We start from the raw sequence: 17,088 nt of genomic DNA on the forward strand, positions 1-17,088 counted from the left end.
CACGGCGGCAGCGAGGAGCGCGTACGGACGAAGCGGGCGGAACACAACACTCCGCCATGCGGTGGATACGGAGGGTGTTGTACCGAATTCATGACAGTCCTACGGCCACGTCGGCCTTACGAACAAGGGGGTGGTGGCCCTTACCCTTTTCCCTGGCCCCCTGCCCACCCCTCTCCGGAACGCGAGATTCATGACCGGCATCAGTGACGATGTACTGCTTGTCCACGGCGGCACCCCGCTCGAGGGCGAGATCCGTGTCCGCGGTGCGAAGAACCTCGTGCCCAAGGCCATGGTCGCCGCTCTGCTCGGCAGCGGACCCAGCCGGCTGCGCAACGTTCCCGACATCCGTGACGTGCGTGTCGTGCGCGGGCTGCTCCAGCTGCACGGGGTGACGGTCCGTCCCGGCGAGGAGCCGGGCGAGCTCGTGCTCGACCCCACCCACGTCGAGAGCGCGAACGTCGCCGACATCGACGCCCACGCGGGCTCTTCGCGGATCCCGATCCTCTTCTGCGGTCCTCTGCTGCACCGCCTCGGCCACGCCTTCATCCCGGGCCTCGGCGGCTGTGACATCGGCGGCCGGCCGATCGACTTCCACTTCGACGTGCTCCGCCAGTTCGGCGCGACCATCGAGAAGCGCGAGGGCGGCCAGTACCTGGAGGCCCCGCAGCGGCTGCGCGGCTGCAAGATCCGCCTGCCCTACCCCTCCGTCGGCTCGACCGAGCAGGTGCTGCTGACGGCCGTCCTGGCCGAGGGCGTCACCGAGCTCAGCAACGCCGCCGTGGAGCCGGAGATCGAAGACCTCATCTGCGTGCTGCAGAAGATGGGCGCCATCATCTCCATGGACACCGACCGCACCATCCGGATCACCGGTGTGGAGCGGCTCGGCGGCTACAACCACAAGGCCCTCCCGGACCGTCTGGAGGCCGCGTCCTGGGCTTCCGCGGCCCTCGCCACCGGCGGCAACATCTACGTGCGCGGCGCCCAGCAGCGCTCGATGATGACCTTCCTGAACACGTACCGGAAGGTCGGCGGCGCCTTCGAGATCGACGACGACGGCATCCGCTTCTGGCACCCGGGCGGCCCGCTCAACGCCATCGCGCTGGAGACGGACGTGCACCCCGGCTTCCAGACCGACTGGCAGCAGCCGCTCGTCGTGGCCCTGACGCAGGCCTCCGGCCTCTCGATCGTCCACGAGACGGTCTACGAGTCCCGGCTCGGCTTCACCTCGGCGCTCAACCAGATGGGTGCCCACATCCAGCTGTACCGCGAGTGCCTGGGCGGCTCGGCCTGCCGCTTCGGCCAGCGCAACTTCCTGCACTCGGCGGTCGTCTCCGGCCCGACCAAGCTGCAGGGCGCCGACCTGGTCATCCCCGACCTGCGCGGCGGGTTCTCGTACCTGATCGCGGCGCTGGCCGCGGAGGGCACCTCGCGGGTCCACGGCATCGACCTGATCAACCGCGGCTACGAGAACTTCATGGAGAAGCTCGTCGAGCTCGGCGCGAAGGTCGAACTCCCGGGCGGCGACCTCGTCTAGTGCCTTACGGCTCACGCCCGTACGGGCACCGAAAGCCCCCCGGGTCCCGCAAGGGCCCGGGGGGCTTTCGCATGCCCCGCCCGCGCTCCGCGGACCCGCGGGCGGCCCCCGACGCGCCCCGGAGGCCTCTGACGGGCCCTGACGGGGCCTCACAGCCCCTGCCGGGGCCCGCGGGTCCGGGGGACGCGGCGCGGGGCGGCCCGGCCGGAGGGCGGACAGGCAGAAGGGCGGCCTCCCCGCCCGGGGTGGCCGCCCTTCACCGTTCTACGTACTACTGCTGCATTCAGCCGTGCTCGACGCCGGGCGAAGACCTGCGCGGCCTCCGGCGCCGGGGCAGGACTTACTTGCCCTTGGCGGCTTCCTTGAGCTTGGAGCCCGCGGAGACCTTCACGCTGTAGCCGGCCGGGATCTGGATGGGGTCGCCGGTCTGCGGGTTGCGCGCGGTGCGAGCGGCACGGTGGGTGCGCTCGAAGGTCAGGAAGCCGGGGATGGTGACCTTCTCGTCGCCCTTGGCGACAATCTCGCCGACGGTCTCGGCGAGCGCGGCCAGAACGGCGTCGGCGTCCTTGCGGGTCACCTCGGCGCGCTCGGACAGAGCGGCCACCAGCTCACTGCGGTTCATGTTGTACTCCCGTGTTCAACTTGCCTTAGAGGCGTGAGATCGAAGCCGATGCTGCCAGGGCCCTAGGACAGTCCCCGGACCCGGGTCTGAACGTCAGACCCTCTCGCCCGGTTACGCATCCTGCCCCCACCAGCGGCGGGAAAGCCAATCCGGCACCCGCCGGGGTCACACGAAAAGCGCCACAGTCACGCCCCGGTGACGCTCCGTCCGCACCCGTGGGATGCGAACAGCGGAGCTCGTTGGCATCCCCGCAACCCTAGATGCGGCCCGGCGGGGCCGCATCTCGCGACGCGCCGGGGATCAGGGAGCCGTGAGGCCCGTCACAGACCCGTTCTGCGCGGCCGAGGCGGCCTTGCGGACGGCGCCCGCGACCGCGCCGGCGACCTTGTCGTTGAACACCGACGGGATGATGTAGTTCGCGTTCAGCTCGTCCTCGCCGACGACGTCCGCCAGCGCGGTCGCGGCGGCCAGCATCATGCTGGTGTTCACCGTGCGGGACTGGGCGTCCAGCAGACCGCGGAAGACACCCGGGAAGACCAGCACGTTGTTGATCTGGTTCGGGAAGTCGGAGCGGCCGGTGGCGACCACGGCGGCCGACTGGCGGGCCACGGCCGGGTCCACCTCGGGGTCCGGGTTCGCGAGCGCGAACACGATGGCGCCCTCCGCCATGGCGGCGACGTCCTCGCCGGACAGCACGTTCGGAGCCGAGACGCCGATGAACACGTCGGCGCCGACCACGGCCTCCTTCAGAGTGCCCGTGTAGCCCTCGGGGTTGGTGTTGTCGGCGATCCAGCGCAGCGGGGAGCCCGCCGCCGCGTCGACGAGGTCGGGGCGGCCCGCGTGCACGACACCGTGGATGTCGGCGCTGACGGCGTTCTTCACGCCCGCCGCGAGGAGCAGCTTGAGGATGGCGGTACCGGCCGCGCCGGCGCCCGACATGACGACCTTGACGTCCTCAACTGCCTTGCCCACCACGCGCAGCGCGTTGGTGAGGGCCGCGAGCACGACGATCGCGGTGCCGTGCTGGTCGTCGTGGAAGACGGGGATGTCGAGGGCCTCGCGCAGCCGGGCCTCGATCTCGAAGCAGCGCGGCGCGGAGATGTCCTCCAGGTTGATGCCGGCGAAGCCCGGGGCGATGGCCTTGACGATGGCGACGATCTCGTCGGCGTCCTGGGTGTCGAGGCAGATCGGCCAGGCGTCGATGCCGGCGAAGCGCTTGAAGAGGGCCGCCTTGCCCTCCATGACGGGCAGCGCGGCCATCGGGCCGATGTTGCCCAGGCCCAGTACGGCGGAGCCGTCGGTCACGACTGCGACGGAGTTGCGCTTGATGGTGAGGCGTCGCGCGTCCTCGGGGTTCTCGGCGATCGCCATGCACACGCGGGCGACGCCCGGGGTGTAGATCATCGAGAGGTCGTCACGGTTGCGGATGGGGTGCTTCGACGACATCTCGATCTTGCCGCCGAGGTGCATCAGGAACGTACGGTCGGAGACCTTGCCGAGGCTGACGCCCTCGATGCCGCGCAGCTTCTCCACGATCTCGTCGGCGTGCGCGGTGGAGGTCGCGGCGATGGTGACGTCGATCCGCAGCTTCTCGTGGCCGGATGCGGTCACGTCGAGACCGGTGACCGAACCGCCGGAGGACTCCACGGCGGTGGTGAGCTGGGAGACCGCGGTTCCGCTCGCGGGCACTTCCAGCCGGACCGTCATCGAATACGAGACGCTGGGCGCCGTTGCCATGGCCGTGTTTCCTCTTCTGTCCCTGGTTCGCTTAACACACAGGGCCCACGCTCCGCAGCAGGTGCGGCAGGACCTGTTGTCCGATCGTCCCACCTACCAGCCGGTACAAGGTAACCAGCTACAAATTCCGGAAAGACTCTTCCACCATACGAGATATCAGGGGGCTGGGGAACGGTGGGGTCACACAAAACAGGTCCGCGCCCCCCACAGGTGGGGAGCGCGGACCTGGTTTCTCACGTTCATGACACCGACCCGCCATGCTCGCCTCGCGGCAAGTGGTCGCTCTGAGCGACGAAGGTTGGGCCCGGGGGCTTGGATCGAGTCGGTGCCGTACCCAGGCTAACAAAGGATCGCCGAATGCGATCCCCCTGTTCGCGGTCCGTTCCGGGGACCACGCGCCTGGCCGCGGACCATACGGCCGTACGCGGCCGGGCGCGTGACCGGCCGATACAGGCGCCTACGGCAGCAGCAGCTCCGGCACCCCGTCCGCGTCCGGCTTGTCCCCTTCGGCCGAGACCACCGTCAGCTGCTGCGTCGCACGCGTCAGCGCCACGTACAGCACGCGCAGACCCGCCGGGGACTCGTCCGCGATCTCCGCCGGGGAGACGACCACCGTGGCGTCGTACTCCAGGCCCTTGGCCTCCAGGCTGCCCAGCGCCACGGCCCGTCCGCCCAGGTCTGCGAGCCAGCCCGCGGCCTCCGTGCGCCGGTCCATGGCCACGACCACGCCGACGGTGCCGTCCACCTGCTCCAGCAGCCGCCGGGTCTCCTCCCGCACCACCGCGCCCAACTCGCCCGCGGCCGCCGTGAACCGCGGCTGCAGACCCGTGGAACGCACCGCCGACGGCGGCTCCATCCCGGGCATCGCCAGGCGCAGCACCCGGGAGGCGACCTCGGCGACCTCGGCCGGGTTGCGGTAGTTGACCGTGAGCGTGAAGCGCCGGCGCGGCCGGGACCCGAGGGCCTCGTCCCGGGCGGCGGCCGCCTCCTCCGGGTCGGTCCAGGAGGACTGCGCCGGATCGCCGACCACCGTCCAGGTGCCGTGCCGGCCCCGGCGGCCCACCATCCGCCACTGCATGGGCGTCAGGTCCTGCGCCTCGTCCACGATGACGTGCGCGTACTCGGTGCGCTCCGCCGCGAGCCGCTCGGCCCGCTCCCACTGGGTCTCCTCGCGGGTCGGCATCAGCTCCTCCAGCCCGCTGAGCTGCTCCAGGGGGTCCAGCTCCCGCTTCCGCCTGGGCCGGGCGGGGGCGCCGAGGAGCTGCTGGAGCTCGTCGAGCAGCGCCACGTCGTGCACCGACAGGGGGCCCTTGCCGTCCGGGCCCACCCGGCGCAGCGAGCGGGCCAGCTGGCGGGTCTCGCGCGGGTTCAGGTCCCGGCGCGACCAGCGGCCGAGCTTGCGCTCGTCGGCCATGGCGGCGAGCACCCGGCGCGGGGTCAGCTCGGGCCACCACGCGTCCAGGAAGCCGATGAAGGCGTCCTCGGTGGAGACGTCCTCGTCGAAGGCGGACCGCAGCTCGGCGGCGAGTTCCGGGTCGCTGTGCCGGCCGGAGGCGCCGGTCTTCGCGTACAGGGCGTCGAGCAGCAGCTTGCGGGCGCGCGGGCGCAGCAGGTTCACGGGCGCGGTGCCGCCGAGCACGTTCTGCCGGATCCGGTTCAGCTCGCCGGCCTCCAGCTCCTGGCGGCGGCCGAAGGCGACCACCCGCAGCCGGTCGGGCGCCGGGCCGTGCCGGTCGCCGAGTTCCAGGGTGCCCCGTACGGCCTTGCGCAGGACTGATCGCATCCGGGAGGAGCCCTTGATCCGGGCCACGGCCGGGTCGTCGTACGTGGTCGCCTCGGCGCCGTCGACCAGCGAGCCGAGCGCACGGATGGCGACCTGGCCCTCCTCGCCGAGGGAGGGCAGCACGCCCTCGGTGTAGGCGACGAGCAGCGGGGTCGGGGAGACGATGAGGATGCCGCCGGAGTAGCGGCGGCGGTCCTGGTAGAGCAGGTACGCGGCGCGGTGCAGGGCGACGGCGGTCTTGCCGGTGCCGGGGCCGCCGGCGACCTCGGCGACGGAGGCGGCGGGGGCCCGGATGACCAGGTCCTGCTCGGCCTGGATGGAGGAGACGATGTCGCGCATGGAGTGCGTACGGGCCCGCCCGAGCGCGGCCATGAGCGCGCCGTCGCCGATGGCGGGGAGCTCACGGCCGTCGAGGAAGGCGGTGACCTCGGGGCGCATCAGGTCGTCCTCGACGCCCAGCACCTTGCGGCCCTTGGAGCGGATGACGCGGCGGCGCACGACGCGGCCGGGGTCCTTGGGGGTGGAACGGTAGAAGGGCGCGGCGGCCGGTGCGCGCCAGTCGATGACCAGCGGCGCGTAGTCGGAGTCCAGGACCCCGATGCGGCCGATGTGCAGCGTCTCGGCGATGTCGGCCGTGAGGTCCTCGCGGATCGCCTCGTCGGCGGGCTCGACGGAGGTGTAGGCGCCGTCCGGCCCGCGTTCGCCGTCCTTGCCGAGCACCAGGTCGATGCGGCCGAAGAGAAAGTCCTCGAACTCGTTGTTGAGCCGGTTCAGGTGGATGCCGGCCCGGAAGACCTGCGCGTCGCGCTCGGCCAGGGCTCCGGGGGTGCCGACCTGGCCGCGCTGGGCGGCGTCGTTCATGAGGAACTCGGCCTCGTGGATCTTCTCCTCAAGGCGCCGGTACACCTGGTCGAGATGCGTCTGCTCGACCGCGGTCTCCCGATCGCGGACGGAATCCGCCGTGCTGTCGACAGCGGCATTCTGCGCGGCCACCAAGGCCCCCTTCTGACGTGCATGGGCGACCGTCAACCGTACGCGAAGCGGCCCCCTGTCCGCACGCTCGTTCCGGAACGGGTCTCGCTCGGTGATACGCCGGCTACCGGGATCCGGACGCCATGAGCCGCCGGCGGTGGCGGGCGACGCGTTCGCGGTTGCCGCACAGCTCGCTGGAGCACCACCGGCGCCGGTGGCCGCGGGAGGTGTCCAGGTAGAGGCGGGTGCAGCCGTCGCCCGCGCAGGCCCGCAGCAGGGAGCGGTCGCCGGGATCGGTCAGCAGCTCGACGGCGTCGCGGGCGACGGCCGCGAGCAGCGCGCCGCATTCCACGCCGCCGCACAACTCCCGCACGAGGTGCCCTTCCTGGTCCCGTACGGCGCACAGACCCGGGGGTGGTCCGGCGGCCAGCGCGTTGACCCGGGCCAGGGCGCTGTCGTCCGGCTCGGTGCCGGACAGTTCCGCCCGTACGAGGGCCTCCACGTCGGCGCGCAGGGCGCGGAAGGCCTCGGCCCAGTCGGCGCCCACCCGGGCCAGCGGCGTCCGGTCGGGCACGAGCCCCGCCCCGGCGAGCCACAGCCGCAGCTCGCCGCCGTCCGGGATCCCCTCGCGCGGGGCGAAGGTGGCCACCAGGTCCAGGCAGACCCGCCCGGAGTCGAACCGCATGTCCGTCACCGCCTCGCGTCGTGGGGCGCCTTCCCAGAGTGCCCGTACGCCGCCCGCTGGGGAAGCCCCCGAACCGGTACCTCCGCCCCAGCCTCGCCGGCGTTCGAGGCGCGGAGCCCGGTGCCCGGCGGAGCCGGGTTCCCCGGGGCGCCGCCCCAGACCCCGCTCCTCGAACGCCGGAGGGCTGAAGTGGCCGGGCCGCGGCTGAATCATCGGCGGTGCGCCCCGCTCAAGGGGTCGGCGGGTCGTCGTGCAGGATGCGCTGGAAGAGACGGTGGTCGCGCCAGGCGCCGTTGATGTGCAGGTAGCGCGGCGCGAGACCGTACGGCTCGAAGCCCGCCTTCGCCAGCACCCGCTGCGAGGCCAGGTTGTCGACCAGGGTCCCGGCCTCCACCCGGTGCAGCCCGAGCTCGTCGCGGGCGATCCTGCAGACCTCCTCGGCGCCGGCCGTGGCCAGGCCCTCGCCGCGGCGGTTCTCGTCGACCCAGTAGCCGAACCCGCCGCTGCTCAGCGGCCCGCGCTGGATGTTGCCGAGGTTGATGGTGCCCAGCGGCGTGCCGCTCGTGACGTCCACGAACACGAACGGCAGCAGCCGCCCGGCCTCGCGGGACTCCAGCTGCTGCGCGATCCGCTCCCGCTGCCCCTGCTCCGTGTAGAAGGCGTCCGGCCGGACCGGCTCGTACGGCGCCATGCACGCCCGGTTCCGCGTGAACGCCTCGGCCAGCGCGGCGGCGTCGTCCGGCTCGACGCCCCGCATCTCCACCCCGTCAGTGATCATCATCCCGGCACGCTAGCCCAGGACTCCCCTGGCCGTCACCGCCGCGTCCCGGGGGAGCGCGCCGTACTTGTCCTCGCCGCCCGCGTCCAGCGACAGCCGGTAGCCGCGCTTGACCACGGTCTGGATGAGGTTGGGCGCCCCCAGCGCCGCCCGCAGCCGCGCCATCGCCGTCTCCACGGCGTGCTCGTCGCGCCCCGCGCCGGGCAGCGCCCGCAGCAGTTCCGCGCGGGCCACCACCCAGCCCGGCCGCCGGGCGAGGGCCCGCAGCAGGGCCATCCCGGCGGGCGGCACCGCCCGCAGTTCGTCGTCGACGAGGACCGCGTGCCCGCGGATCTCCAGCCGGTGCCCGGCCACCGGCAGCACCCGGGCCCGGCCGGGCAGCTCCCGGCAGAGCAGCTGTACCAGCGGGCCCAGCCGGAACCGCTCCGGCTGCACCGTGTCCACGCCGAGCGCCTGCAGCGGCAGCGCGGTCACCGGTCCGACGCACGCGGACAGCAGGCCGCCGCGCAGCGCGTCCAGTACGGCCTCCCGCATCCCGCGTTCCTCGGCGCGGGACAGCAGCGAGGCCGCCGCCGGGGCGGAGGTGAAGCTGACGGCGTCCACCCCGCCGACGGCGATGGCGTCCAGCAGCCGGTCCAGCGGCGCGAGGTCCTCCGGGGCCATCCACCGGTACACCGGGACGACCACCACCTCGGCCCCGCCGGCCCGCAGCGCCTCGACGAAGCCGGGCAGCGGCTCCCCGTGCAGCTGGAGTGCGATCCGCCGGCCGGCGACCCCCGCCGCCAGCAGCCGCTCCAGTACCTCGGCGAGCGACTCCGACTCCGGGGACCACTCCTCCACGAGCCCGGCGGCCCGGATGGCGCCCTTCACCTTCGGACCGCGCGCCAGCAGTTCGGCGGAGCGCAGCGTCTCCAGGAGGCCCTCGCCGACCCCCCATCCGTCGGCGGCCTCGACCCACCCCCGGAAGCCGATGGCTGTGGTGGCGACGACCACGTCCGGCGGGCAGCCGATCAGTTCCTTGGTGGCGGCGAGCAGTTCGCTGTCGTCGGCGAGCGGCACGATCCGCAGCGCCGGCGCGTGCAGTACCGCCGCTCCGCGCCGCCGCAGCAGCGCGATGAGCTCGTCCGCCCGCCGGGCGGCGGTGACTCCGACGGTGAATCCCGCGAGCGGGCCGGTGTTCCTGTCGTCCATCGTGACCTGCCTACTGACGCATGTGGGGGCGGTACGGGTGGACCGAGCCTGCCAACTCGGCGTGTCGGACTCGGTTCACCCGTATTTCGCCCCGGTTACACCGACGTGAGCTGCGGTTTCGTCGGAGCCTCGGCTGTCTCGGCCGCCTCGGCCGTCACCGCCGCCGGGCGGCGAAGGTATACCGCCCACGTCACCGCGCAGCACAGCGCGTAGAAGCCCAGGAAGGTGACGAAGGCCGTCGTGCCTGATCCGGAGGTGCGGAACGCCTCCCGGAAGACCAGGTTGATGCCCAGGCCGCCGAGCCCGCCGACCGCGCCGATCAGTCCCATGGAGGCCCCGGAGAGCCGCCGCCCGTACGCCGCCGCGGCCTCGCCGCTCATCCCGCGCGCCAGGGCCTTCGCCTGGAAGATGCCCGGGATCATCTTGTAGGTCGAGCCGTTGCCGAGCCCGCTCAGGACGAACAGGGCCACGAACCCGACGAGGAAGACGGGCAGCGAGGCCCGCTGCGAGGCGAACACGACCACTCCGGTCGCCGCGGCCATCGCCACGAACGTGCCCAGGGTGATGCGGGCCCCTCCGAACCGGTCCGCCAGCGCCCCGCCCACCGGCCGGATCAGCGAGCCGAGCAGCGGTCCGATGAAGGTCAGCGAGGCGGCCTGGAGCGGGGTGCGCCCGAACTGGGTCTGGAGGACCAGTCCGAAGGCGAAGCTGTAGCCGATGAAGGACCCGAACGTCCCGATGTAGAGGAACGACATGATCCAGGTGTGCGCGTCCTTCAGGGCCTCGCGGACCGCGCCGGTGTCGTTGCGGACGGGCGCCAGGTTGTCCATCCGTACGGCGGCCAGCACTGCGGCGATCACGATCAGCGGGATGTAGGCGCCCAGCAGCAGCCGCGGGTGGCCGGCTCCGGCGGTGGCGATGACGAGCAGCCCGGCCAGCTGGACGACGGGCACGCCGATGTTGCCGCCGCCGGCGTTCAGGCCGAGCGCCCAGCCCTTCTTCCGCAGCGGGAAGAAGGCGTTGATGTTGGTCATGGAGGAGGCGAAGTTGCCGCCGCCGACGCCGGTGAGGGCGGCGACGAGCAGGAAGGTCCCGTACGAGGTCCCCGGCTCCATCACCACGATCGCGGCGACCGTCGGCGCGAGCAGCATCAGGGCGCTGACGACGGTCCAGTTCCGGCCGCCGAAGCGGGCGACGGCGAAGGTGTACGGCACGCGCACGATGGCGCCCACGCAGGTGGCCGTCGCGATCAGGAAGAACTTCCCGGCCGGGTCGATGCCGTACTGGGGGCCCATGAAGAGGACCATCACGGACCAGAGGGACCAGATGGAGAATCCGATGTGCTCGGAGAGCACGGAGTACAGCAGGTTGCGGCGGGCGACCCGCTCCCCGGTCTCCTTCCAGAAGGTCTCGTCCTCGGGATCCCACTGCTCGATCCAGCGGCCCCGCTTACGCGGTGCGGTACCGGTCATCACACGCCTCCACAGCTGTCGCGTCCGTGGTGACGACGGTAGGAAGGGCGCGTTTCGGCCCCGGTCCCCGCCGGATGACCGCCGGGAAACCTTGCTCTCACCCGCCGCGCGGGCCGTGTGTGAGCGGGGCCGGCAGCCAGCTCCCGGCCGGTGGGGCGAGCCAGCCCAGCTCGGCCGCCAGCGCGGCGGCCGCGGCGTGCAGGGCGTCCAGGCCGGGGTGGGCGAAGCCCTTGCGCCACACCATCGACAGCGGCGACAGCGGTACCGGGTCGGTCAGCGGCAGCTTGACGCAGCCCGGCATGTCCAGGAAGCCGACGGTCGCCAGCACCGGGTTGCCGGTCTTGACCATGACCCGGCGGAACTCCTCCTTGCCCATCGCGACCGGCGCGGGCGGAGCCATCAGGATCCCCCGCCCGGCGAACAGTTCGCGCGCGAGCCCCGTCCACTCCAGCGTCCGGGGGTTCCCGGCGCCCGCGTACACGGTCTCCCCGGCCAGTGCGTCCAGCGGTACGGACTCCCGCGCGGCCAGGGCGTGCCCCTCGGGCAGCAGCACGGCGAGCGGCTCGTACCGTACGGGCAGCTGCGCGAGCGGCGCGCGCAGTACGGGGTCGAGGCCGTCGGCGTAGCCGAAGGCGACGTCGAGCCGGCCGGCGGCGACCTCGGCGGCGGCGTGGGTGAGCCCGCTCTCGAAGCGGGCCATCAGCTCACAGTGCGGGGCGAGGTCGCGGGCCCGCTCCAGCACGGTGCGTGCGGTGCCGGGCCCGTCGGTGTTCAGGTCGACGAGGAGCGGCCGGGGCGCGGCGCCGGCCGCCGTCCCGGCTCCGAACGCGCCCGCCAGTTCCTCGTGCGCAGCCAGCACGCGCCGGGCCAGGGGCAGCAGGCGGTGCCCGTCGGCGGTGAGCTCGACGGCGCGGGTGGTGCGGACGAACAGGGTTGCCGCCAGGGCCTGTTCGAGCCGCCGCACGTCCCTGCTCAGCGCCTGCTGGGCGACGTACAGGCGGGCGGCGGCACGGGTGAAGTGCAGCTCCTCGGCAACGGCGACGAACCCGCGCAGCAGCCGGGGTTCCACATCACGGGGCATCACCCCCGGAGACTAACAACAAGAACAGGTGAATGCCCTCGGAACAGGTGTTGGACGGCGGCAGCCACCCCGACCGAGGGTGGTGCCATGCCCCTCATGACCGTCACCGGCAGCACCCTCGTCATCACCGCTGCGGACACCGCCTCCGACACCGCGCGCGACACCGCTCCCGCCCGCGCCCGTGCCACCGCGGGTCGGACACCCGGCCCCTACCGCCGGCTGTTCGCCCTGCCCGGCACCCGCGGGTTCACCGCCGGGAACCTCATCGCCCGCCTCCCGATGGGCATGTTCGGCGTCAGCGCGGTCATGATGATCGCCGGCCAGCGCGGCTCGTACGCCCTCGCCGGTGCGGTCACGGCGACCGGCCTGGCGGCCACGGCGGTGGTGGCACCCCTGACCGCCCGCATGATCGACCGCCACGGCCAGGCCCGGATCGCCGTACCGGCCACCCTGATCGCTGTCCTCGGCTCACTGTCCCTGATCGTGTGCGTCCGTACCGGCGCTCCCGCCTGGACCCTCTTCGCCTCGTACGCCGCGACCGCCACCACCCCCAACATCGGCGGCATGTCCCGCGCACGCTGGACGCACCTGCTGCGCGACTCCCCCGCCGCCCACCACACGGCGATGTCCTTCGAACAGGCCGCGGACGAGCTGTGCTTCATGCTCGGGCCGGTCCTGGCGGCCTTCCTGTGCGGGATGGTCTTCCCGGAGGCGGGCACCCTTGCGGGGGCGGTCCTGCTGCTCACCGGCATGCTGGTGTTCACCTCCTGCCGTGCCACCCAGCCTCCCGTGGCGGCGGCGCCCCGACACGGATCTCCGCTGCGCGCCCTGGGCCCGCTGCTGCCGCTGTTCCTCGTCACGGGCGTGGTCTTCGGTGCGATGGAGGTCGCCTCGATCGCCTACCTGGACTTCCAGGGCCTGGGCGCCGCCTCCGGCCTGGTCCTGGCCCTCCAGGCGGCGGGCTCCTGCGCGGCCGGCCTGCTCTACGGCACCGTGCGCGCCCGATCGTTGAAGGCCTGCGTGTGCGCCCTGGCCGCCCTGATGACCCTGCCCTGGGCCGCGGCGGCCACCGGCTCGGTGCCCGCCCTGGCGGGCGCCCTGCTGCTGGCCGGCATGGCCACGGCCCCGACGATGGTCACCGCGATGTCTCAGGTCCACGCCCGCATCCCGGAGGGGCGGCTCAACGAGGGCATGACCCTGGCGGTCACCGCCATCTTCGCGGGCATCGCGGTCGGCTCGGCGAGCGCGGGCTCGGTCGTGGAGGGCGCGGGCCCGGTCGCCGCCTACGCGGTGCCGGCGGCGGCCGCGCTGATCGCGCTCGTGATCGCGCTGACCGGGCGATCGATCCGGCGCCCGGGTGATCGTTCCCGCGTGGTACGCACGGCCGCCGCTGACGATCCGCGATAACTGGGGGTGCCTTCCCCCACAGCACCCTTCCCTTTGCGGAGGAACCACCCGTGCCTGCTTCCCGTTCCGTGCCCGCGGCCCTGTTCGTCGCAGCCCTCACCGCCGGCTGCCTCGTCCCGGCGGTCCCCGCTCTCGCCGACTCGGCGGACATCCGCTTCTCCCAGCCCTATGTGCCCTCCATCGCCCCCGGCGCCACGGGACGCGTTGTCATCGCGGTGCGGGGCGGGACGGAACCGGCCGTCAGCGGCACCTTCCGCATCACCGCTCCGGAACGGACCACCTTCCCGGAGGCCCGCTTCCACTGGTCCGGAACCCGCACGGCGGCGCCGTGCACGCGGTCGGCCGACGCGCGCCGGCTGACCTGTGAGGCGGGGACCCGCTCCGGCTTCCGCTTCGCCGCGCGGGAGCAGACCCAGCTGTCCGTGGCCGTGAGGGTGGACGCCGACGCCCCCCAGGGCACGACGCTGACCGGCGGCGAGTGGGCGACGGACGTCGACGCACCGGCCCTGTTCGCCGTGGCCACCCCGGTGTCAGGACCCAAGGGAGACAAGGGCGACGACGGCAAGCCCGGGAAGCCCGGACACCACGGCAAGCCCGGAAAGCCCGGCCCCAAGGGCGACAAGGGCGACCGAGGCGACCGGGGCGACCGGGGCGAGCCCGGGCCGAAGGGCGACAAGGGCGAGAAGGGCGACTCCGGCAAGCCCGGCCGCGACGGCAAGCCCGGCCGCGACGGCGAGCAGGGCCCTGCGGGACCCCGGGGCCCGAAGGGCCCCAAGGGCGACACCGGCAAGCCCGGCACGCCCGGAAAGCCCGGCGACTGCAAGTGCGGCGGCAAGGGCAAGGACCACCACGAACACCCCAAGGCCAAGATCGTCGCCCCCGGCAAGGGGCTCGGCGTCCGCTCCGGCCCCGGCACGCAGTACGCACAGAAGGGCAAGATCAAGACCGGCACGGTCGTCGCCCTCCAGTGCAAGGTCAACGGCCAGAAGGTCGACGGCAATTCGATCTGGTACAAGCTCGCAGACGGCACCGGCTGGATCGCCGCCCGCTACGCCCTGAACCTCAACAAGGTCCCGTTCTGCTGACCTGCCCCCCACCTGAACCAGGCCCCCCGCCCCACGGGTGGGGGGCCTGCTGCCATGCATCCACGCTTCGGCCGCCACTCCGGTACCACAATCCGTTACACAACCGGCACCATGTCCCCGTACCCCCAGAACGGAGGCGGCAGTGCCCATCAGCGCCAGCGAGGCCCGCAAGACGCTGTTCCCCCTCATCGAACGCGTCAACGACGATCACGTGCCGGTGCGCATCAGCTCCAAGCGCGGCGACGCGGTGCTCATGTCGGCGGCCGACTACGACTCCTGGCAGGAGACGGTCTACCTGCTGCGGTCTCCCGCGAATGCCCGTCGGCTGATGGAAGCCGTCGCACGGGACAGGGAAGGCGCCGCGAGCGTGGCGAAGAACATGGAGGAGCTTCAGGCCCAGGCCGGTGACGAGTGAGGAGCGTCCATGACGACCCGGCGCGGGAAAGGCGAAGGCCCCGCAACCGAGTGGCTGCGGGGCCTTCGCCCACATGGGATGAGTGGAGATGGCGGGAATCGAACCCGCGTCCAACGGTGCAGAAGCAGGGCTTCTCCGAGCGCAGTCCGCTGCGCTTTTCTCAGCCCCGGAGATCACACGGACAAGTCTCCGACGGGCTCAGTCACTGTTTGGTTTCCCTCCAACCCCCGTGACCGGGGCTAGAGGTTTAGATCCCTAGTTGACGCCAGGATCCGGACCGGGACCACTTCCGGGCTGACGCTCCTCACAGAGGCTTCAGCTCACTGTTATTAGGCAGCGAGGGTGAAGCGGGAGTTATCGCTCTTGGAGTTGGCGATTATTTTTTGCGACATGTGGTTAGCGAGATCATTGCCGCTTCCTCGGCTCGCTTCCCCTGCATCGACATCCGCTGTCGAAACCGATCATCCCCATGTTTCACGCTGTTCAGTTAGGTACTGCACAAGGTGTGCTCCACCCCCGGGGGGTGGTGCTGACGCCATGGTACGCGAAGTGGACCACCTCGTGCCAGGAGATTAAACCGTACCGCGCTGCTTGCGGCGGATCGCCGAGATCGCACGGTTCGTCTCACGGGTGTCCTGCTTCTCCCGCAGCGTCTGCCGCTTGTCGTACTCCTTCTTGCCCTTCGCCAGCGCGATCTCGACCTTCGCCCGGCCGTCCTTGAAGTACAGCGAGAGGGGCACGATCGTGTGACCCGACTCGTCCGCCTTGCGCTCCAGCTTGTCGATCTCCTCCCGGTGCATGAGGAGCTTCCGCTTGCGCCGGGCGCTGTGGTTGGTCCAGGTGCCCTGGCTGTACTCCGGCACGTGCACGTTGTAGAGCCAGGCCTCCCGGCCCTCCACCGACACGAAGCCGTCCACCAGCGAGGCCCGGCCCTGGCGCATGGACTTGACCTCGGTACCGGTGAGCACGAGACCGCACTCGTAGGTGTCGAGAATCGTGTAGTCGTGCCGCGCCTTCTTGTTCTGGGCGATCAGCTTGCGCCCTTTTTCCTTAGCCATAGTGCGCCCATTTTCGCACTACGGACCCACCCCCAGGCCACCCAATACCGTGACGGCCCGCTCCTCGACCCGGTCGCCCGCCGGTACGTCCGGGGTGATGCCGCCGCCGTCGAGGCTGCGGCCCGCCGGTGTGCGGTAGGTGCCCACCGTCAGCTCGGCCACCGAACCGTCCGGGAGCTCGGTCGGCATCTGCACCGAGCCCTTTCCGAAGGTCCTGCTGCCCACCGCCAGCGCCCGGCCCCGGTCCTGGAGGGCGCCCGTGACCAGCTCGGCGGCGCTCATCGTGCCGCCGTCCACGAGCGCCACCAGCGGCCGGGCCGTGTCCCCGCCGGGGGCCGCGTTCAGGACGCGCTGCTCGCCCCGTACGTCGTAGGTCGCCACGAGCCCGCCGTCCAGGAAGGCGGAGGCGGTCGTGACGGCCTCGTCGACGAGCCCGCCCCGGTTGCCGCGCAGGTCGAGCATGACCCCGCCGCCGGGCGGGGCCGCGCGGACGGCCGCCTTGACCAGCTCGCCGGAGCCGCGGGTGAAGGAGGCCACCTTGATGACGGTGACGTCGCCGGCGAGCTGCCGCACGGTCACCGGCTCGGTGCGCAGGCGCTGGCGCAGGACGGTCTCGGTGAGGTCGGCGCCGCCCCGGCTGAGCTTCAGCACGACGGGAGTGCCGGCGGTGCCGCGGAGCAGGGCGACCACGTCGGCGACGGCCAGACCGGACACCGCATGCCCGTCGACGCTCAGCAGCCGGTCACCGGCGCGCAGGCCGGCCCGGGCTGCGGGGCTGCCCGGCTCGATGTCGTCGAGCGTGATCACGCCGTCGCGGGTGCGCCCGGCCCAGACCCCGACGCCGGTCCAGTGCCCGTCGAGGCCCTCGGCGAAGGCGGCGTACTCACCCTGGTCGTAGACGGTGCCCCAGCGGTCGCCGCTGCGGCTGACCACTTCCTGCGCGGCCTTCTTGCCGGACTTGCCCTCGGCGACGGCCTCGGCGGCGGCGCGGGCGACCGCCTCGCGGTCGGCGGTGCCCTCCGCGCGCGGCGCCCCGGGCGCGGAGGCGTCCGTACGGGCGGCGGCCGCGGCGCCGTCCTCGGGGACCCAGCAGCCGGTGAACGCGCCGACGGCGACGACGGCGACGAACGTTAACGTCAAAACGGCCCCGCGACGTGGGTCGCGGGGCCGGAGACAGGAGGCGGGGACACTCGGCAAGCCCAGCATGGCGCCGAGTCTAGGACAAGCCCCGCGCCGGTACGGATGGTTGGCCGTACCGCTTGCGGGGC

Annotated in this window: 14 protein-coding genes and 1 other RNA gene; 4 read left to right on the top strand and 11 right to left on the bottom strand. The window is 72.5% G+C overall.

What is annotated here, in order from left to right; genetic code table 11:
- The first annotated feature begins 190 nt into the window (after nt 1-190).
- Nucleotides 191-1,534, top strand: coding sequence for a UDP-N-acetylglucosamine 1-carboxyvinyltransferase (gene murA, locus ACFWFZ_RS28545; protein ID WP_030027546.1), 1,344 nt, complete (start codon nt 191-193; stop codon nt 1,532-1,534).
- A 340-nt stretch (nt 1,535-1,874) separates the two neighbouring features.
- Here the strand turns inward: murA and ACFWFZ_RS28550 are convergent, their stop codons facing one another.
- From ACFWFZ_RS28550 to ACFWFZ_RS28585, 8 genes are all read right to left on the bottom strand, one after another.
- Nucleotides 1,875-2,156, bottom strand: a complete 282-nt coding sequence (locus ACFWFZ_RS28550; RefSeq protein ID WP_007264399.1) for an HU family DNA-binding protein — start codon at nt 2,154-2,156, stop codon at nt 1,875-1,877.
- A gap of 300 nt (nt 2,157-2,456) precedes the next feature.
- Nucleotides 2,457-3,893, bottom strand: a complete 1,437-nt coding sequence (locus tag ACFWFZ_RS28555) for an NAD-dependent malic enzyme (RefSeq protein WP_387125851.1) — start codon at nt 3,891-3,893, stop codon at nt 2,457-2,459.
- A 457-nt stretch (nt 3,894-4,350) separates the two neighbouring features.
- Complete coding sequence (locus ACFWFZ_RS28560) at nt 4,351-6,669, bottom strand: HelD family protein (protein WP_387125852.1); 2,319 nt, start codon at nt 6,667-6,669, stop codon at nt 4,351-4,353.
- 103 nt (nt 6,670-6,772) lie between these two features.
- On the bottom strand, nt 6,773-7,333 hold the full coding sequence (locus tag ACFWFZ_RS28565) for a CGNR zinc finger domain-containing protein (RefSeq protein ID WP_387125853.1): 561 nt from the start codon (nt 7,331-7,333) through the stop codon (nt 6,773-6,775).
- A gap of 229 nt (nt 7,334-7,562) precedes the next feature.
- Nucleotides 7,563-8,111: a GNAT family N-acetyltransferase gene (locus tag ACFWFZ_RS28570; protein WP_387125891.1), complete on the bottom strand. Its 549-nt coding sequence runs from the start codon at nt 8,109-8,111 to the stop codon at nt 7,563-7,565.
- Between the two features lie 12 nt (nt 8,112-8,123).
- On the bottom strand, nt 8,124-9,302 hold the full coding sequence (locus ACFWFZ_RS28575; protein ID WP_387125854.1) for a uroporphyrinogen-III synthase: 1,179 nt from the start codon (nt 9,300-9,302) through the stop codon (nt 8,124-8,126).
- 95 nt (nt 9,303-9,397) lie between these two features.
- Nucleotides 9,398-10,774 (bottom strand): MFS transporter, encoded by a 1,377-nt coding sequence (locus tag ACFWFZ_RS28580; RefSeq protein WP_387125855.1) that lies wholly within the window; start codon nt 10,772-10,774, stop codon nt 9,398-9,400.
- Between the two features lie 97 nt (nt 10,775-10,871).
- Nucleotides 10,872-11,855, bottom strand: coding sequence for a LysR family transcriptional regulator (locus ACFWFZ_RS28585; RefSeq protein ID WP_387125856.1), 984 nt, complete (start codon nt 11,853-11,855; stop codon nt 10,872-10,874).
- Between the two features lie 96 nt (nt 11,856-11,951).
- On the opposite strand from ACFWFZ_RS28585, the gene ACFWFZ_RS28590 reads away from it, so the two are divergent.
- The 3 genes from ACFWFZ_RS28590 to ACFWFZ_RS28600 all read left to right on the top strand — a co-directional run bounded on the left by ACFWFZ_RS28590 (nt 11,952) and on the right by ACFWFZ_RS28600 (nt 14,762).
- Nucleotides 11,952-13,262 (top strand): MFS transporter, encoded by a 1,311-nt coding sequence (locus ACFWFZ_RS28590; protein WP_387125893.1) that lies wholly within the window; start codon nt 11,952-11,954, stop codon nt 13,260-13,262.
- Nucleotides 13,263-13,312: 50 nt separating this feature from the next.
- The gene (locus tag ACFWFZ_RS28595) at nt 13,313-14,347 is read left to right on the top strand and encodes an SH3 domain-containing protein (RefSeq protein WP_387125857.1); all 1,035 of its coding nucleotides are present in this window, start codon (nt 13,313-13,315) and stop codon (nt 14,345-14,347) included.
- A gap of 142 nt (nt 14,348-14,489) precedes the next feature.
- Nucleotides 14,490-14,762, top strand: a complete 273-nt coding sequence (locus ACFWFZ_RS28600) for a type II toxin-antitoxin system Phd/YefM family antitoxin (RefSeq protein WP_387125858.1) — start codon at nt 14,490-14,492, stop codon at nt 14,760-14,762.
- Between the two features lie 80 nt (nt 14,763-14,842).
- Here ACFWFZ_RS28600 and ssrA read toward each other — a convergent pair.
- The 3 genes from ssrA to ACFWFZ_RS28615 form a co-directional block, all read right to left on the bottom strand.
- Nucleotides 14,843-15,231, bottom strand: a transfer-messenger RNA (tmRNA) gene (gene ssrA / locus ACFWFZ_RS28605).
- 103 nt (nt 15,232-15,334) lie between these two features.
- Entirely contained in the window at nt 15,335-15,820 is a 486-nt protein-coding gene (gene smpB, locus ACFWFZ_RS28610; RefSeq protein ID WP_069920480.1) for an SsrA-binding protein SmpB, read from the bottom strand.
- An 18-nt stretch (nt 15,821-15,838) separates the two neighbouring features.
- A complete protein-coding gene (locus ACFWFZ_RS28615; protein ID WP_387125859.1) occupies nt 15,839-17,026 on the bottom strand; it encodes a S41 family peptidase in 1,188 nt (395 codons plus the stop codon).
- Nucleotides 17,027-17,088: the final 62 nt, after the last annotated feature.

Origin of the sequence: Streptomyces sp. NPDC060232 (assembly GCF_042726555.1) — a bacterium.
Lineage (GTDB): Bacteria > Actinomycetota > Actinomycetes > Streptomycetales > Streptomycetaceae > Streptomyces.